Raw genomic sequence first — 16,082 nt, 5'->3', positions numbered from 1 at the left:
GTAGAGATGGGATGGTGGAAGAGCAGGCAGTCCGCGGCCGAAACGATCGATAATCACGTACATAAGCAGGAACAGCACAAGGCGGATGCCGGCGATATCGCGAAACCGCTGCTCGTCGTCGAAGGCGTGGAGCGGACCTTTCAGGCCGGCGGTCAGCCGCTGCAAGTGCTGAAGGGCATTCATATGGAGCTGCTGCCCCGTCAGCTGGTCATGCTGCGCGGGCGGTCCGGCTCCGGCAAAACAACGCTGCTGAATTTGATCGGCGGTCTGGATCAGCCGTCCAAAGGACATATCTATTTCCACGACAAGCCTTTCCATAGCATGAGCGACGATCAACGCACGAAGGTCAGACGCAAGGAGATGGGCTTTATTTTCCAGGCTTACGCGCTCATGCCGCTGCTGTCCGCCTACGAGAACGTAGAGCTTGCGCTGCGCATGGCCGGGTATCCCGGAAGCGAGTGGAAAGCGCGCGTGGAGCATTGCCTGGAGCTCGTCGGACTCGCCAAACGGATGCATCATCGCCCGTTCGAGCTGTCCGGGGGGGAACAGCAGCGCGTGGCCATTGCCAAAGCGATCGCTCATCGGCCAAGCTTGCTGCTGGCGGACGAACCGACGGCTGAGCTCGATTCGCAGATGGCCGCGCAGATTATGGCGGTCTTCCAAACGATCATTCGCACCGAGCAAGTAACGATCTGTATGACAACGCACGATCCCACGATTTTGGAGGTTGCCGATCATGTTTACGAAATGGTTGACGGGAAATTCATTTAAAGCGGCGGCCGTTGTCGTTATCGGCGCGTCACTGCTGACATCGGCGGGCTGCTCGCTGCTGCCGAACGAGGACAACGAGGAAGTGCTGCCGGAAATCGCGCCGCCCCAAATCTCCAAGAAGCCGGAGTATGAGGTCACGACGGCGACGCTGGAGACGAAGAAGACGCAAATCGGCAAAATGATTGCGACGCAGGAAGAAACGCTTTACTTCTCGCTGGACGGTAAACGCTTGAAAGAGCTGAACGTCAAGATTAATCAGAAGGTGACCGCCGGCCAGGTGATCGGAACGCTCGACGTGGACGACATGCGCAAGCAGCTTCGCTCCGACAAGCTCCAATTCTCCAAGGATGAGCTGCAGATGAAGGACACGCTCCGTAAGAAGGACGAGATGGATCCGATCGAATTCGAGCTCGCGAAGATCGACTTCGAAGAGAAGCGGCAGAAGCTCGTGGAGGCTCAGGAGGAGATCGACAAAGCCGTGCTGACCGCGCCGTTCACCGGCATGATCGTCAGCTTGAACGTCGCCAAGGGCGATTCGATCAAGGCCTACGATCCCGTCTGCATCATCGCGGATACGAGCAAGATGACGGCTGCGGCGAAGCTGACGCAGGATGAGCTCGAAGGCATCGCCGTCGGCATGCCGGTTACGGTAGACATCAACAATGCCGGCGAATTCTCGGGTAAAGTCGTGCAGCTGCCGGTTGTCTCGAACGACGAAGGTAATGGCGGCAATGGCGGAAACGGAGGCAACGGCGGTGCTCCGCGTCCGGAGAGACCGGAAGATTTTCTGACGGTATCGCTTGATAAACCGCTGCCGAAGGGCGTTACCCGCGGCACGCCGCTGTCTATCTCCATTATTATGGACCGCAAGGAAAACGCCATCGTTATTCCACCGTCCGCGCTTCGCACGATCGGCTCCCGCACGTACGTGCAGGTCATCGACAGCGAAGGCAAACGCGAGGTGGACGTGGAGGTCGGACAGCAGACCGCGACGGAAGTGGAAATCCTCAAAGGGTTGACGCCGGGGCAGAAAGTCGTAGGTAAATAAGCGATGGGGATGCCGCTATTTCGCTTTCTGTTCCGCAAAATGTGGAACACGCGGTGGATGACGCTGAGCTCGCTGGCCGGTCTCATCATCGCCGTCGCGTTCGCAACCAGCATACCGATGTACGCGGACGGCGCGCTGAAGCGGGTCGTGGCACAGACGCTCAAGGACGAAGGCGGCGGACTGCCGGCCGGTTCGCTGCTGATGCGCTATCAGGAAACGGCGGGGAAGACGGATCTGAACGGGCTGAACGAAGTCGAGCAATATATCCGGGACGATGTCCCTTCCTTGATCGGCTTTCCGTTTACGACGTTCAGTCAAAGCGAATCGATCCGCAGCAGCGAGCTGACGCCGGAAGATCCGACCAAGGTCGATGCCAGCAGGGCGCGCACGATGGCCATCGGCTCGATGTCTGGACTGGATAAGAAAGCCGAGCTGACGCAAGGCCGCTGGTTCACGGATTCCGTAAGCAGCGATGACACCGTTGAAGCCGTCATGATGGAAGAGGCGATGTATCGCAGCGACATTCATATCGGCGATGTGTTCCAATATCCGATCTACGGCGGGTCGAGCATTACGCTGCGGGTCAAGATCGTCGGTGCCTACAAGCCGCTGAAGGATACCGATCCTTACTGGTATCAAGGGCAGGAGAGCTTGTTGAGCACGTTGACAATCGGAGACAAGGCGTTCCATCAAGGACTGCTCAAAGACCGCAGCGTTCCGATTCATACGGCGAGCTGGTATTACGCTTTTGATTTGAAAGATATCCAAACGAGCCAGCTGTCCCATCTCAACAGCACGCTGGATCGACTTAACATCGATCTCTATCAGCATCTCAAAGAGACGCGGGTGGAAATTTCATTCGCCAAGCTGCTCGGCGAATTCAAGAAGCAGAGCCTGCAGCTTCAGATGCTGCTCTTCACGCTCGCGGCGCCGATGCTGGCGATGGTGTTCTACTTCATCGCCATGAACGCGCGCCAATCGCTCGACAAGCAGCGAAGCGACATCGCCGTGCTGCGAAGCCGCGGCGCGGGGACGAGGCAGATCATTTGGATCTATCTGCTCGAGGGCTTGCTGCTCGGAATTGTCGCGCTCTGCGCGGGGCCGTTACTTGGCTGGTTCATGGCGAAGAGCATCGGTTCGGCCAACGGGTTCCTGGAATTCGTTAACCGGAAGTCGATTCCGGTCGGCTTTACCTCCGATGCGGTGCTTGCCGGATTAGGAGCCGTCGTGCTCGCCATGCTGGCCACCGTAATCCCGGCTGTGATGTATGCAAAGGCGTCGATCGTCGATTACAAGAAGCAGATCGCGCGTTCGGACCGCAAGCCGCTTTGGCAGCGTTGGTACGGAGACGTGCTGCTGCTCGGCGTAGCAGGGTATGGCTGGTATTTGTTCAACGAGCGGCAGATGATTTCCGTCAAGAGCAATCTGACGACCGATCAACTGAATGTGCAGCCGTTTCTATTCTTCGTGCCGGCGCTCGCGATCTTCGCCATGGGACTCTTCTTCCTGCGGGTGTTCCCATGGCTGCTGAAGCTGTTCAACTGGCTCGGACGCAAGCTGCTTCCCGTGCCGTTGTACTTGACGCTGACCCAGCTGTCCCGGTCGTCGAAGGGCTATTATCCGCTCATGATCCTGCTGATCTTGACGCTCGGACTCGGCGTTTATAACGCTTCGGCCGCGCGGACCATCGATTTGAACTCGACGGAGCGTACGTTATATAAATACGGAACCGATGTCGTCGTTCAGACCGTATGGGAAGGCAAGACCGAGGTCATTCAAACGGGCGGAGGCAGTAACGGCGGTGGAGGCGAAGGCTCAGGCGGTTCGGGCAGCGGCGGTTCCGGCGGATCTGGAGGCCAAGGCGGCAGCGGAGGCGGTTCAGGCGGTGGTTCCGTCGTTCCGACGCGAGTCAATTACAGCGAGCCGCCGTTCGAAGTTTTCCGAAAGCTGGACGGCGTCGAGGCGGCAGCACGCGTGCTGCAGACCAAGGCAAACATCGTCGTCTCCGGCCGTTCGATCGGCCAAGGGACCGTGATGGGCATCGACAACGTCGACTTCTCCAAAGTGGCATGGTTCCGCAACGATCTGTATAACGTTCATCCGTTCAACTATCTGAAATACTTGGGCTACTACGAGCAAGCGGCGATTATTCCATCCAATGTAGCGGAGAAATATCAGCTGAAGCTCGGCGACCGCATCACAGCCGGCTTCCAAGACGGCGTCATCGAATTCGCGATCGTCGGCATCGTGCCTTACTGGCCGGCTCAATATCCGGATCAGTCGCCGTTTATCATTGCGAACTTGGACTACATCTACGATCAAGTGCCTATGATTCCGTATGACGTATGGCTCAAGATGAAGCCGGGCGCGCTGACGGCGCCGATCATGAAGCAGCTGGAAACCGCCGGGATTGAACTGGCAGACGTCAAAGACGTGCGGATCGAGTTGGCTGCTCAGTCCAAACATCCGACGCGCGGCGGCGTCTTCGGTATTTTGAGCTTGGGCTTCCTGGTATCGATAATCATTTCGCTTACCGGCTACATTCTCTTCTGGTTCTTCAATTTATCGGGCCGCATCGTGCAGTTCGGCATCTTGAGGGCGATGGGGCTGTCGCGTAAGCAGCTGACGGGCATGCTTCTGCTGGAGCAAATATTTACGGCAGGCTTGTCGATCGGTCTGGGTATCCTTATCGGCAAAATTGCCAGTCTGCTGTTCCTGCCGTTTCTGCAGACGACGGAGAACGTTGCGAACTCCGTTCCTCCGTTCCGGGTCGTCTTCGACGCCAAGGACACGACGCAGTTGTATATCGTCGTCGCCTGCATGATGCTGATGGGTGCCTTGCTGTTACTGACCCATATCCGCAGGCTTCGCGTGCATCAGGCCGTCAAAATGGGAGAGGAGCGTTAACACGCCATGATCACCTGCGAAGGCTTGGTCAAAATTTACAAATCCGACGAACTCGAAGTCGTCGCGCTTCAAGGACTGAACCTTCAAGTCCGCGAAGGCGAAATGATGGCGATTATCGGCAACAGCGGCAGCGGCAAATCAACGCTGCTGAATATACTGGGCGGTCTCGACCGCCCCTCCGCGGGAAGCGTCAGCGTGGGTCCCTGGGATCTGCTCAAAATTACCGACGATCAGCTCGTGTCCTATAAGCGAGAGACCGTCGGCTTCATCTGGCAGAACAACGCCCGGAACCTGCTGCCGTACCTGTCCGCACTGGAAAACGTCGAAATGCCGATGATGTTATCCGCGAAGTTCGACCGCGCGTATGCCAAGCAGCTCTTGGAATGGGTGGGCTTGAAAGAACGGATGCACAACAAGCTGCACCAGCTGTCCGGCGGGGAGCAGCAGCGCGTGGCTATTGCCATCTCGCTCTCGAACCGGCCGAAGCTGCTGCTTGCCGACGAGCCGACGGGATCGGTGGATACGCGGACATCGGATATGATCATGGATATTTTCAGAAGGCTCAATCGGGAGCTGGGCATCACGATCGTCATCGTCACCCATGATTTGTCGCTCGCGCACAAGGTAGACCGCGTCGTCGCGATTCGGGACGGACTGACGAGTACCGAGTTCATTAAGCGCAACCCGAATTTGGACGACAATTTCGAGCCGGGTTCGGCACAAGAAACCGTTCACGAGGAGTATGCCGTCGTGGACCGAGCAGGCAGGCTTCAAATTCCCAAGGCGTATTTAACCGCCTTGCAGATTACAGATAAAGCATCGTTGGAATTTGACGGCGAGCGAATTATCATTTCGCCGCCCAAATCATTGGAGGGGTAGATCGTATGGGGAACAACAACGCGCAGTTTAAGACCAAGAGAAAGGTCGTCCTGAAGGCATCCGCGATGGCGTTGTCGGCAGCGCTGTTGGCAACAAGCCTGTCGGCTTGCAGCAAAGGGGACAGCGGAAGCACGGAACAGCATGTGCTGCGGGTCGGATTCGTCTCGTCCAACGCCGACAGCGAGCAATACTACCGGCAGCAGTTTACCGACGGCTATGAATTGACGCATCAGAACGTGGATATCCAAATCGTCGGCGCGATCAACTACGACGACCAGCGTTTCGAAGAACCGGATCCGAATAAGAAGCAGCCGGATGTTTACGCGGAAGTGAAGAAGATGATGGAAGGCAGCAATCCGCCGGACGTCGTCATTATGGATTCCGGTATCCTGAAGCGTCTCGTTCAGGATAACATGGTCAAGAATCTCGATTCCTACATTCAGGATAACGAGTTCGATATCGACGATATCGTGCCGTCCGTCATTAACGGCATCAAAGACATCGGAGACAATAGCATTTACGCGCTTACCCCTACGTTCAATTCTTCGGCCTTGTATTTTAACAAGAAAATGTTCGCCGATGCGGGCATCGAGCCGCCGACGGACAACATGACTTGGCCGGATGTTATTACGCTCGCGAAACGGATTGCGAAAGGCGAGGGCAAGGATCGGAAGTTCGGGCTGTCTTTCAATCGCTACGCCGGCGATCCGTTCTATGATTCCCAAACGTATGCCGCGCCGCTGCAATTGAAAATGTTCGATAACACGGCGGAGAAAATGACCGTCGACCAGCCGGGCTGGAAGAAGGTATGGACCGATATCTCCGACCTGTATTTGAACAAAATCGTACCTAGCCAAGAAGATATGAATAACGGCGCCACCGATGGCGGCGGCATCATCAAAGACAAAGCCGTCGCATACAATCCGTTCCAAGGCGACCTGTTCTTAAGCGGCCGCGTCGCGATGAGCTTGAGCGGCTACGATTACGTGAGCCAGCTCTCCGCCGTAAAAGATGCGGCAGCCAAAAACACGAAAATCCCGAACATTGACTGGGATGTCGTGACCGTACCGCAATTCACCGAAGTGCCTGGCGTCGGCGGCAACATTTACTTGAGCAATCTGATGGCCATCAACGCGAAAGCGCAAAACAGCGACGACGCGTGGGAATTCATCGCGTTCAACAACGGCAAGCAGTGGGCGGAGCTCAAATCCCGCAGCACCTACGAGATGGTATCGCGCAAATCGTTCCTGAAACCGAAAGACGGCATGGACTACAATATCGAAGCGTTCTATACCTTGAAGCCGGTGGCGCCTCAGGATCCAGCGATCGATAAGCTGTATCAGGATAAACCGAACCTGTATCAAGTGCAAAACATCGCGCCGCAGTTATTCCAAGAAGTGCTGCAGAAGAAGAAATCCGTCGATCAAGCCTTGAAGGAATGGCAGACCAAGGGCGACGTGCTGCTGCAGAAGATCAAAACGAATCCGAACGGACCTCTCGAAGGTACTGACGGCGGCGGGATCGGCGAACCGAGACCGCTGGACTAACCGTAAACGTGAACGAATAGAAGAGATGTAGGCAGCTGCGCGATGAAGCGCAGCTGCTTTTCTTTGCGGTTCTATAACAAGGGCTCGTTTGCCTGGCATGCTTATTTCTGCCGAATATGGGAACGCTAAGCGAAACGGCAACGAAGGGAGATACGCGTCATGAAATGGGTATACTGGGGGCGTTTGTACGAGACCAAGTTCCAAGCCGGCTGTTTGGTCAAACGGATGGAGAACGATTGGTGGGTGTACGGATACGACTGCCCGCAGGAGATCGAAGTGTTTCGCTCGCGAAAAGGGCGTTTTGGCGTACGATTCCTCCCATAGTAATATTTGCTTAACAATGCTTGACTTATTGCTAAATTCTATAGTATATTAATTCTTGTCGCCATTGATTGTTTTGATGTGAATCGGTGTTATCGCGGGGTGGAGCAGCTCGGTAGCTCGTCGGGCTCATAACCCGAAGGCCGCAGGTTCAAATCCTGCCCCCGCAACCAACCTTTCGATTATTATCGCAAGGGCCCTTAGCTCAGTTGGTTAGAGCGGTCGGCTCATAACCGATTGGTCGGGGGTTCGAGTCCCTCAGGGCCCACCAATTCCACAATACATCACACTATGCCGGGGTGGCGGAACTGGCAGACGCACAGGACTTAAAATCCTGCGGTGGGTGACCACCGTACGGGTTCGATTCCCGTCCTCGGCACTCTAAGTAAACCTTGAGATTTCAAGGTTTTTTGTTTTTTTATAGGGATCCTTCCCGATAACGCTATTTACTCGTTACAATTCAATTGTAAACAGATGAATCCTCCTTTGCGGTAGTTGAGTTTTCGAACTCAGATGGCCGAATAAGGAGGTTTTTTATTTTAGCAGGTCAGGGGTCCATTGTTCGTTCCTAACATGGGGATTAAGGTCGTCTCGTGCGAACGGAGCAAGGGCTGCCGAAACAGTTAGGCGCACAGGACTTAAATCCTGTGCTAGATGATCATCATGCGGATTCAATTATCGCCTGTTGCGCTTAAGTAATCCTAGAGCACTCGGGGTTGTTTGTTTTTCTAGAACTAGTCGTCCCTTCGTTGCATCATACACTTTGAAAGTTTACTATTTTTGGCTTTTCTTATTGCCAAAGCAGCACTACGATGGCTATACTTTGACTTGTGCGCGGACAAGCACGAGGGTTGCTACAATCATGGAGCGGGGTGCATCAATGCCTGGTGAGAAGATCGTCGGCTATAAGGTCATGTTTCGAATGGGGAAGTTCCGGATGAACATTTATATGAAACGGGATTATTACGAGATTTGGAAGTATTTTCGGGATGAGCGGATTCGGGATGTGCATATCGAAGAAGTGGAGCTTGAAGCCAGCCGATTTTTTGGCAGAGAATAGCGTTTGAATTTCCATTCTCGTTTACATATACTAGAGGGACACAGATCCTCCTGGACGGCGTTCTGATTGGTTCAGATACGCTGCGCAGGAGGTTTTTCTATGAGAAGGGAGAGCGAACATGATCAAGCCATCCTTTGAAAATGATTGGTCGAAGATTCTGGCTCCTGAGCTCGAGCAGCCCTACTTCCGCAAGCTGCTTCGAGCGGTTGATCAAGAATACGATGAGGGTATTGTATATCCAGCACAGTCTGCAATCTTCAATGCACTCCGATATACTTCGTACGAGAATGTGAAGGTGGTCATTCTCGGCCAGGATCCGTATCACGGTCCTGGCCAGGCGCAGGGGCTCAGCTTTTCCGTGATGCCAGGCGTCAAGAAGCCGCCGTCGCTTCAAAATATGTTCAAGGAGCTGCACGAAGACCTCGGCTGCTCCATTCCCAACCATGGCTGCCTTCTTCCTTGGGCTAAGCAAGGCGTATTGCTCCTGAACGCGGTGCTGACCGTACGGGACGGCCAGCCTGCCTCGCATCAAGGACTCGGCTGGGAGCGGTTCACCGATGCCGTGATCGGTGAATTGAACAAGCGGGAGCAGCCCGTCGTATTCGTGCTATGGGGCAAGCATGCGCAGGCGAAAGAGGCGCTTATCGATACGGGCCGCCATTTTGTCATCGCATCGCCGCATCCGAGTCCGCTCTCGGCGCGCCGCGGTTTCTTCGGGAGCCGGCCATACTCGAAAATAAATGCTTGCCTGCGCCAAGTCGGTGCAGGAGACATCGAGTGGCAGATCTCATCGCTTGCGCAGCTGGAAGCAGCGTCAACGAGCGAGAGGTGAGGCAGCGTGCCTGAACTGGAGAAGGCGAAGAAACGAACGGTTCGCTGGTTGAATCCCGCGTCCGGGTACCTGACAGGCTACGCGTACACGCTCAACCCGTATGTCGGCTGTACGTTCGGCTGCTCGTATTGTTATGTCAGGCGGATGCCGATTGCGCTATTTAAAGGAAGTCCGTGGGGCGAATGGGTCGATCCCAAGCCATTTGACGAAGTAGGCTTCCGCAAAGAATGGCGAAGGGCGATTGCAAAAGGTGGGGTTACGCTCTTCATGTCTTCCGCTACTGATCCCTATCAGCCTGCTGAATATAAGGAACGGCTCACACGCCGGCTGCTCGAGGCGATGGTTGAGGAGCCGCCGCAGTTTCTGCTGCTTCAGACCCGGAGTCCGCTCGTACTGCGAGACTTGGATCTGCTGAAGCGGCTGGGAGACCGGGTGCGCGTGAGCTTGACGGTTGAAACGGATCTGGAAGCCGTCCGTAAGGAGCTTACGCCGTATGCCCCGCCGCTCGCGGCACGGCTGAGGGCGGTTCGGGAGCTGCGTCAAAACGCCATTCCGACGCAGCTTGCGATATCGCCATTGCTGCCATGCAGCGATGGATTTCCTGCCTTAATCGCAAATGCTGCCGAACGCGTCGTGGTGGATGACTTCTTCCGCGGCGACGGAAGCGGCGGCAAACGCTCCGCACAGCTGAAGATGAGCGAGCGTTACCGTGAAATAGGGGCGGAATCGCTCTATACGCCTGAGACGGCGGATGCGTTCGTTCATACCTTGAAGGCGCTTATGCCTTCAGGCAGCGTCTATTTCGGGCAGGAAGGTTTTCTGCCCTAACATGTGAAAGAAGCCCCGGCAATTTGCCGGGGCTTCTTCTTGTCTACTTGTTAATTGCGTTAATCGTTCTGCGTATCGCCGTCGCTGCCAATGATGCCGGTCGATCCGCCAGCCGCGCTGCCGGAACCCGCATCCGAGGCGTTTCCGCCAATAACGGGCTTGAAGGCGGAGGAGACGTACGTGACGGCCTTCACTTGCGTGATGACCTGCGGGTACTGTTTATCTTTGTCGGGATAGATCGCTTCAACATGGATAACGGCTTGGTCGCCGGTAAATTCGATCGAAGAGATCCTTACGCCGTAACCGGGATGAGGCGCTTGCGCACTCAACGTCACTTTATTGACATCCGGACTAATTGCTTCAGTCGTCAGCCTCAAATCCGTAAGCGGAAATGGCTGTTCCGCATCTGGCGGTTCGATTGGCGTGTTTTTGGTGACGAACTGAATCGTATCGTACAGCCACCCTGCCGCATCTCCGCGCGTAATGATTGCTTTTGGATAGAAATTCTGTTTGGCATCCAGATTGGCGATTTTAGTAATGAGCAGCTTCTGGATACTGCCCATGTAATCCGGATTCACATCCGCTTCGTCATTCAGCATCACGTAGAGGTCGATGAAAGCATAATCGCCTTTCTTGAGCAATGCCTGCATCAGATGATGAGCGAACTGCTCGCGCGTCATCTCGGTATTCGCCTTTGTTTCGCGAGGAATATCAAGTCCGTTAACCGATGCGATAATGAACGTATTCGCATACCAAGCATCGTCCTTCATGTTCGGGAAGCTGTCCGTCACCTTCGGTTCCTTGAAGAAATTAATGCCGTCGAGATTCAATCCCAGGCCGTTCACGATCATCGAGATCCCTGCAGCGTAGGTCAATTTGCCGTTCGGATCGAACGTGTCTGTCTTGGCATTGCTGCCCGACAGGATGCCGAGCTTCTGAAGCTCGTTGATTTTGGCCTCGTTCGGATGCCCTTTCGTATCGGAGAATGCCCACGCCGACTGCGCCAAAGCTACGAACAGCAGCAGGATGACGCTAACGGCAGCTAACGGTTTTCTCATTTCATTCCACCCGCTTTCAATAGAATAATTGTCAATTGTTTCATCTATGTAGACGCGCCCCGTTTAGCAAAGGTTGCAGGAGCTGAAGGCGACGTCTGCCTTGATTCGCTGCTAGGGTCTTATGGTGACTCGCGTATGAATCGGCACGAGCGCCGATAACGTCAGTACATCTTCATTGTACATCCGAATGCAGCCATGTGAAACTTCCCTGCCTATGGATCCGGGTTCATTCGTGCCGTGAATGCCGTAATGCGGCTTGGACAGTCCCATCCACAGCACCCCGAACGGTCCCCCGGGATTGGGCTGTTTGTTGATGATCTCGTATTCGCCCGTCGGCGTTCTCGTGAGCATTTTGCCAATACCTACGGGGAAGCCTCTGACGACGATGTTGCCGTCCAACAAATAAAGCTGGCGGTCAGACAGATCCACGATGATTCGGTATTTGGGCATTCTTCAATCCCTCCTCTTCGTCATCATATGAAGGCTGCGGGGGAGGGGATTGGATTGCGGGAGCAGCGGCGAATAAGACGCATGAGGATTCGTTTACGGCCTGTCCGTGTAAAGAACAGTATGGCGGATCGTGCAGCGCGTTCCATTCACCCGCTGAGCCGCTCGAAAGGGGAGAACAGCCATGAGTTTGCCAACCTACTATGTATCGATATCCGCGCGGACGATTCAGGAGGAACCGCCGGAGACCGACCATCTCGCCATACAGGGGACCGAAGCGCAGCTGGTCGCGCTCAAGCGCAAGCTCGACCGTGAAGATCGGAACGATGAGATCACTTCGCTGCGAGCGGTTATTCCGTATAAGTCTGCCGAGCGGGATCCCGCGACAGAAGAGTTTAGCGACGATCTGCTTGATCTGTATGCCTATGTATACGAGCTCGGGACGCCGGAGACGAAAGCACATATCGAATCGCTGAACCTGCTGCCCAAGCTAACGAACCAAAATGTGAGTCTGCCCGGCTACAAATCATAGCCATCGCGCAAAAACGGACAATGCCTGTTTCAGGCATTGTCCGTTTTTGCGAGAGCCGAATCGAGTGTCGTGTGACGAGTGTCCTATGGACCATACAAAAAAAACCTTGATTTCTCAAGGTTTCATTAGACGAGTTATGGTGATCTGGACAGGGTTCGAACCTGTGACCCCTACCCTGTCAAGATAGTGCTCTCCCAGCTGAGCTACCAGATCATATAAGGTCTTACGCTTTCTCGTAAAAATGATTATATCTGAAATGATTTGAGATTGCAAGAGGGGAATCTATTTTTATTTTTGCCTAGCGAGAGCGGCATGCATAGTCGTTTCGAGGTCAGGTCATACTACATGTCCGTATGGAAAAACGTTCCTAATCCATGACAGACATGACGAAGACTCGGGAGGACCTGATCGTATGAAGCGTAAGTTAACTTTCGTTGCCATGGCTATGCTGCTGGCATCCTGTTCGTCCAATGAGCATGCTGGCGGGGGCGCGGCGGCGAGTGACGCCGGATCCGCTGTCAAGCTGCGGATCGAAGGGAATGCGCAAGCATTTCCATCTGCGTACTGGACCGAGAAGGGGAAGGTATGGATTCCTGCCGAACGGGCTGCCGACCTGCTTAACTACCGTTACGATCTGAAGTCTGGCAGCCATTCGGCGGCTATGGGCTTCAGCGATCCGATGTATGGATTTGCCGCGGATTCCAAACAAGCCCAAATCGGGGACGATCATGTCCTATTAAATGAAGCGCCGCGCATGATGGGACAGTCGCTTTGTTTAGAGCTTGGATCGCTATCCCAACTGCTGCAAACACCAGTAACCTGGGATGACAAGAACGACACCGTCGTTATCGGTCCGCCGAAGAACATGGACCCGGTGAGAACGCCTGCTGCCGGTACGCCAGGCATGCCGTTCAAAGCCCAGGCAGTCGATACAGATGATGCCGGCCATGCAAAAGCCGATGAGATTATCGCCTTCGCAAAGCGCTATATGAGCACGCCTTATAAATTCGATGCGGATCCGTATGCCCAAAGTCGTACATTCGATTGTTCGTCCTTCATGCAGCATGTTTTCGGGCATTTCGGCATCGACTTGCCCCGCTCGTCCAATTCGCAGTCCACAAAAGGGACCTATGTGACCAGATCGAACTTGAAGAAAGGGGATCTCGTCTTCTTCCATACGCCCGGCAGATACAGCAGCAACGATATCGTCGGGCATGTCGGTTTGTATATTGGCAACAATCGAGTCATTCAGACGTACGGGGACCCTGGCGTTACCATTACATCGCTTGAGGGTTCTTGGGACAAACGTTTCTTGCACGCACGCAGAGTGCTGTAATATACGAAGACATAGAAAATCCTTCTCCCATTCCGAGGGAGGAGGATTTTCTATGTTTTTGGGTTAATGGACAATTAAAAAACCCCTTGAATACTCAAGGGGTTGAATGGTTAATTATGGTGATCTGGACAGGGTTCGAACCTGTGACCCCTACCCTGTCAAGATAGTGCTCTCCCAGCTGAGCTACCAGATCATGTTGTTTTGTTGCAGCGACAAGTAATAATATAGCAAAGCTCAATTTAGAAGTCAACCCTATTTACGAAAAAAGATTCTAATTATTCGTAAGCCCGCATATGGTGTACTCAAGCATCGATACTTGGAGGGGCGGGGTTGTCTAGTGGCGGAGGAAGCTGCCTATTTGGCGGTATGGCTGATCGGTCTGTTCGGTATTGTCGGTACAGTATGCGTGTACGTGGCAAAGATGGTCATTCAGGATTCTACCTCGTATGATGAAAGCTACGTTTGGAAGCGGAAGCTGCCTCCGGAGGCGAGAGATAAGCGGTGAGCGAAGAGCTCGCCAACGTTTGATATTCTTCGCGATGGGTATACTATTCCAAAGATTGTTACTCGCAATCAGGAGTGGTAGCCATGAAGAAACGATTAGTTGTCGTAATAGGCTTGATATGCTGTACGGGCTGCGCTCAACTTGAGCCGTCTGCCCCTGTATCCGCTCCTGGGACGATGCTCTTTGACAGCGTAACCAGGTCGGTGTATCCGCGGGAACAGTCCGTATTCAGCGATGTATACGAGCCTTCGGATCAAACGCGAGAACTGGTGCCCAAACTACCGGGTGAACCGTCTGCCGGCCAGCAGAAGCCCCCTCTATTGAATACGAATTAACGATAACGTACGAATGAACGGCTCGTCCAGGCGCTACTGCGTCTACCGGATGTAGCCGTTTTTTTTGCGTGTCGTTCGCGAATAGCAGAAGGGCCGTTGAGAGATCCTACTTGAGCATCTACAAATTTGAAGGAGGAACGCAAATGACACGCTTATATCATCCGATGGACGAAACGGGAGGAGCGGACAGAGAAACGTTCGTTGCAGCCCGTAAAAACGGTGACGGCGATCTGATGTCCTTCAAAACCTCGTCAGGCCGGGAATTGAATTATGAAGAAGCGCTTGCGGAAGTGAAGAGCGGAACGATTGCCGGCGTCAATGCCTTTAAGGGCAAAGACGGCGACATCTACATCCGCGGCGATGCGGACGGAGACCCTTCGAACAATTTGGATCAACTGCCGAACTTCTAGCCGTTTCTGAGCGGTTAGCAGGGGCGATACAATCGTTTAGCTCTGTCCCATAGCCAATGCATATATCAATAAAAGCCCGCTATTTAAGCGGGCTTTTGTCTTGTCGTTGGATGCGAGCAAAGCATGTCCATCCATTTTCAAATCGGATCAAACTAGAACTGATAGCGCTCATGTTGTTCCACGAATCGCATAATCCCGGTTTTTCCTTCGTACTGCGGCTTCGTATCATCATAGTGCATGAGCCAGATCCGTTCCTGAACAGACAAGGGAAGGGACTGCAGCTCTGCCAGCGTCGTATGCACGATACCGGGCGGTTTCAGCTGACAATCATGAAAGATCGTCTTCACACCGCGTTCTTCGACGAGCTGGCGCAGCAGATCAGGGTTGAAGATCAAATCGGCCGAATAGAAGAATGTATCGTTAAAGAGATACGAGTAGCTCGTTTTATTCGGAATATGGGCGGTTTGGATCGGTTCAACGGCTAAACCCGGAAGAAGCGATGTCTTCACGCCCGGCTGAAGGAGGCGTACCTCGAAATAGTCGTCCAGCGAAGCGCACTCGTCCTGCAGCAATCCGCCTTTGAGCGAGCTCTCCCACAGAGGCGCAGCCAGCGGTTCGGGAATGAATAGCAGCGGCCTGCGCCCGAAGACGAATTTCATTTGAAAAGCAAGCTCTTCCATACCCCCGATATGATCGGCATGGATATGGCTGATTAGCAGCGCATCGATTTCGCGAATCGGCTTGCCGAGCCTATATAAGGAAAGCGGTGCCGTGATACCGCAGTCCAGCAGAAGCGTTTGGTTATCGGAGTAGATTAGCGCGTTCGTATTAAAGTAGGTTTTGGCGAATGCGCTGCCCGTTCCGAGCATTTGAATATCCAAGCGGACATCCTCCCCCAGCGTTACGATACTTTTCAATTTATCATCTCTCTTCGGAAATGGAAAGAAAAACTATTTTTCGCTCGCGTTCCATCGGCCAAGCACGTCTTGAACGGTCCGTCATACGATAGCAAGGAACGGATCATAGATAGGCAGGTGCGGAATATGGCTCCAGGAAAAGCTCCGAGTAAAGGTAAGGTCGTAAAGAAGAAAAAATCGGCTTCGGACCGTAAGCAGGCAGTACTCAAACTGGTGCTCTCGGATACATGCGCGGTATGCAAGACGCCTTGCGCGCGCGGGATGCGTTACTACGAAAGCATGAAACAGCCGGGAGCAGTAGGCAAAGGGGTTCCGTGCATATTGACGAGGACATTCGTCTAAGTCGGCT

17 protein-coding genes and 5 tRNA genes are annotated in these 16,082 nt (G+C 53.9%); 17 read left to right on the top strand and 5 right to left on the bottom strand.

Features of this window, described 5'->3' with window-relative positions; translation table 11 throughout:
- Nucleotides 1-6 precede the first annotated feature (6 nt).
- From AC0YNU_RS10570 to AC0YNU_RS10515, 12 genes are all read left to right on the top strand, one after another.
- Nucleotides 7-771, top strand: a complete 765-nt coding sequence (locus AC0YNU_RS10570) for an ABC transporter ATP-binding protein (RefSeq protein ID WP_475755965.1) — start codon at nucleotides 7-9, stop codon at nucleotides 769-771.
- Nucleotides 737-1,819, top strand: a complete 1,083-nt coding sequence (locus tag AC0YNU_RS10565; protein ID WP_475755963.1) for an efflux RND transporter periplasmic adaptor subunit — start codon at nucleotides 737-739, stop codon at nucleotides 1,817-1,819. The genes AC0YNU_RS10570 and AC0YNU_RS10565 overlap by 35 nt, the downstream gene beginning before the upstream one ends.
- Before the next feature lie 3 nt (nucleotides 1,820-1,822).
- Nucleotides 1,823-4,726 carry an ABC transporter permease gene (locus tag AC0YNU_RS10560; RefSeq protein WP_475755961.1) on the top strand — a complete coding sequence of 968 codons (2,904 nt, stop codon included), beginning with the start codon at nucleotides 1,823-1,825 and terminating at the stop codon, nucleotides 4,724-4,726.
- Nucleotides 4,727-4,732: 6 nt separating this feature from the next.
- Nucleotides 4,733-5,605: an ABC transporter ATP-binding protein gene (locus AC0YNU_RS10555; protein WP_475755959.1), complete on the top strand. Its 873-nt coding sequence runs from the start codon at nucleotides 4,733-4,735 to the stop codon at nucleotides 5,603-5,605.
- Nucleotides 5,606-5,610: 5 nt separating this feature from the next.
- Nucleotides 5,611-7,152, top strand: a complete 1,542-nt coding sequence (locus AC0YNU_RS10550; RefSeq protein WP_475755957.1) for an extracellular solute-binding protein — start codon at nucleotides 5,611-5,613, stop codon at nucleotides 7,150-7,152.
- 159 nt (nucleotides 7,153-7,311) lie between these two features.
- On the top strand, nucleotides 7,312-7,476 hold the full coding sequence (locus AC0YNU_RS10545) for a hypothetical protein (RefSeq protein ID WP_170312332.1): 165 nt from the start codon (nucleotides 7,312-7,314) through the stop codon (nucleotides 7,474-7,476).
- A 93-nt stretch (nucleotides 7,477-7,569) separates the two neighbouring features.
- Nucleotides 7,570-7,646, top strand: a tRNA-Met gene (locus AC0YNU_RS10540).
- Nucleotides 7,647-7,667: 21 nt separating this feature from the next.
- Nucleotides 7,668-7,744, top strand: a tRNA-Ile gene (locus AC0YNU_RS10535).
- 22 nt (nucleotides 7,745-7,766) lie between these two features.
- Nucleotides 7,767-7,852 (top strand) — tRNA-Leu (locus tag AC0YNU_RS10530).
- A 501-nt stretch (nucleotides 7,853-8,353) separates the two neighbouring features.
- The gene (locus AC0YNU_RS10525; protein ID WP_475755955.1) at nucleotides 8,354-8,533 is read left to right on the top strand and encodes a hypothetical protein; all 180 of its coding nucleotides are present in this window, start codon (nucleotides 8,354-8,356) and stop codon (nucleotides 8,531-8,533) included.
- Between the two features lie 121 nt (nucleotides 8,534-8,654).
- Complete coding sequence (locus AC0YNU_RS10520) at nucleotides 8,655-9,365, top strand: uracil-DNA glycosylase (protein ID WP_475756264.1); 711 nt, start codon at nucleotides 8,655-8,657, stop codon at nucleotides 9,363-9,365.
- A gap of 6 nt (nucleotides 9,366-9,371) precedes the next feature.
- Nucleotides 9,372-10,193: an SPL family radical SAM protein gene (locus AC0YNU_RS10515; protein WP_475755952.1), complete on the top strand. Its 822-nt coding sequence runs from the start codon at nucleotides 9,372-9,374 to the stop codon at nucleotides 10,191-10,193.
- Nucleotides 10,194-10,252: 59 nt separating this feature from the next.
- Here AC0YNU_RS10515 and AC0YNU_RS10510 read toward each other — a convergent pair whose 3' ends face one another.
- Together AC0YNU_RS10510 and AC0YNU_RS10505 are read right to left on the bottom strand one after the other, a co-directional pair.
- Nucleotides 10,253-11,251 (bottom strand): S-layer homology domain-containing protein, encoded by a 999-nt coding sequence (locus AC0YNU_RS10510; protein WP_475755950.1) that lies wholly within the window; start codon nucleotides 11,249-11,251, stop codon nucleotides 10,253-10,255.
- Between the two features lie 111 nt (nucleotides 11,252-11,362).
- Complete coding sequence (locus AC0YNU_RS10505; protein WP_475755948.1) at nucleotides 11,363-11,701, bottom strand: L,D-transpeptidase; 339 nt, start codon at nucleotides 11,699-11,701, stop codon at nucleotides 11,363-11,365.
- A gap of 181 nt (nucleotides 11,702-11,882) precedes the next feature.
- Between AC0YNU_RS10505 and AC0YNU_RS10500 the strand changes: the two genes are divergently transcribed.
- The gene (locus AC0YNU_RS10500; RefSeq protein WP_475755946.1) at nucleotides 11,883-12,230 is read left to right on the top strand and encodes a hypothetical protein; all 348 of its coding nucleotides are present in this window, start codon (nucleotides 11,883-11,885) and stop codon (nucleotides 12,228-12,230) included.
- A gap of 137 nt (nucleotides 12,231-12,367) precedes the next feature.
- Here AC0YNU_RS10500 and AC0YNU_RS10495 read toward each other — a convergent pair.
- Nucleotides 12,368-12,443 (bottom strand) — tRNA-Val (locus tag AC0YNU_RS10495).
- Between the two features lie 199 nt (nucleotides 12,444-12,642).
- Here AC0YNU_RS10495 and AC0YNU_RS10490 point away from each other — a divergent pair.
- Entirely contained in the window at nucleotides 12,643-13,566 is a 924-nt protein-coding gene (locus AC0YNU_RS10490) for a C40 family peptidase (protein ID WP_475755944.1), read from the top strand.
- 117 nt (nucleotides 13,567-13,683) lie between these two features.
- Here AC0YNU_RS10490 and AC0YNU_RS10485 read toward each other — a convergent pair.
- Nucleotides 13,684-13,759, bottom strand: a tRNA-Val gene (locus AC0YNU_RS10485).
- A gap of 144 nt (nucleotides 13,760-13,903) precedes the next feature.
- On the opposite strand from AC0YNU_RS10485, the gene AC0YNU_RS10480 reads away from it, so the two are divergent.
- A complete protein-coding gene (locus AC0YNU_RS10480; protein ID WP_475755942.1) occupies nucleotides 13,904-14,071 on the top strand; it encodes a hypothetical protein in 168 nt (55 codons plus the stop codon).
- 478 nt (nucleotides 14,072-14,549) lie between these two features.
- Nucleotides 14,550-14,816 (top strand): DUF3892 domain-containing protein, encoded by a 267-nt coding sequence (locus tag AC0YNU_RS10475; RefSeq protein WP_475755940.1) that lies wholly within the window; start codon nucleotides 14,550-14,552, stop codon nucleotides 14,814-14,816.
- 152 nt (nucleotides 14,817-14,968) lie between these two features.
- Here the strand turns inward: AC0YNU_RS10475 and AC0YNU_RS10470 are convergent, their stop codons facing one another.
- On the bottom strand, nucleotides 14,969-15,685 hold the full coding sequence (locus AC0YNU_RS10470; protein ID WP_475756262.1) for an MBL fold metallo-hydrolase: 717 nt from the start codon (nucleotides 15,683-15,685) through the stop codon (nucleotides 14,969-14,971).
- Nucleotides 15,686-15,859: 174 nt separating this feature from the next.
- Between AC0YNU_RS10470 and AC0YNU_RS10465 the strand changes: the two genes are divergently transcribed.
- Nucleotides 15,860-16,075 carry a hypothetical protein gene (locus AC0YNU_RS10465; protein WP_161705457.1) on the top strand — a complete coding sequence of 72 codons (216 nt, stop codon included), beginning with the start codon at nucleotides 15,860-15,862 and terminating at the stop codon, nucleotides 16,073-16,075.
- The last annotated feature ends 7 nt before the right edge of the window (nucleotides 16,076-16,082 follow it).

Source organism: Paenibacillus sp. J31P316 (assembly GCF_056269105.1).
This window is presented reverse-complemented; position numbering and strand designations above follow the sequence as displayed.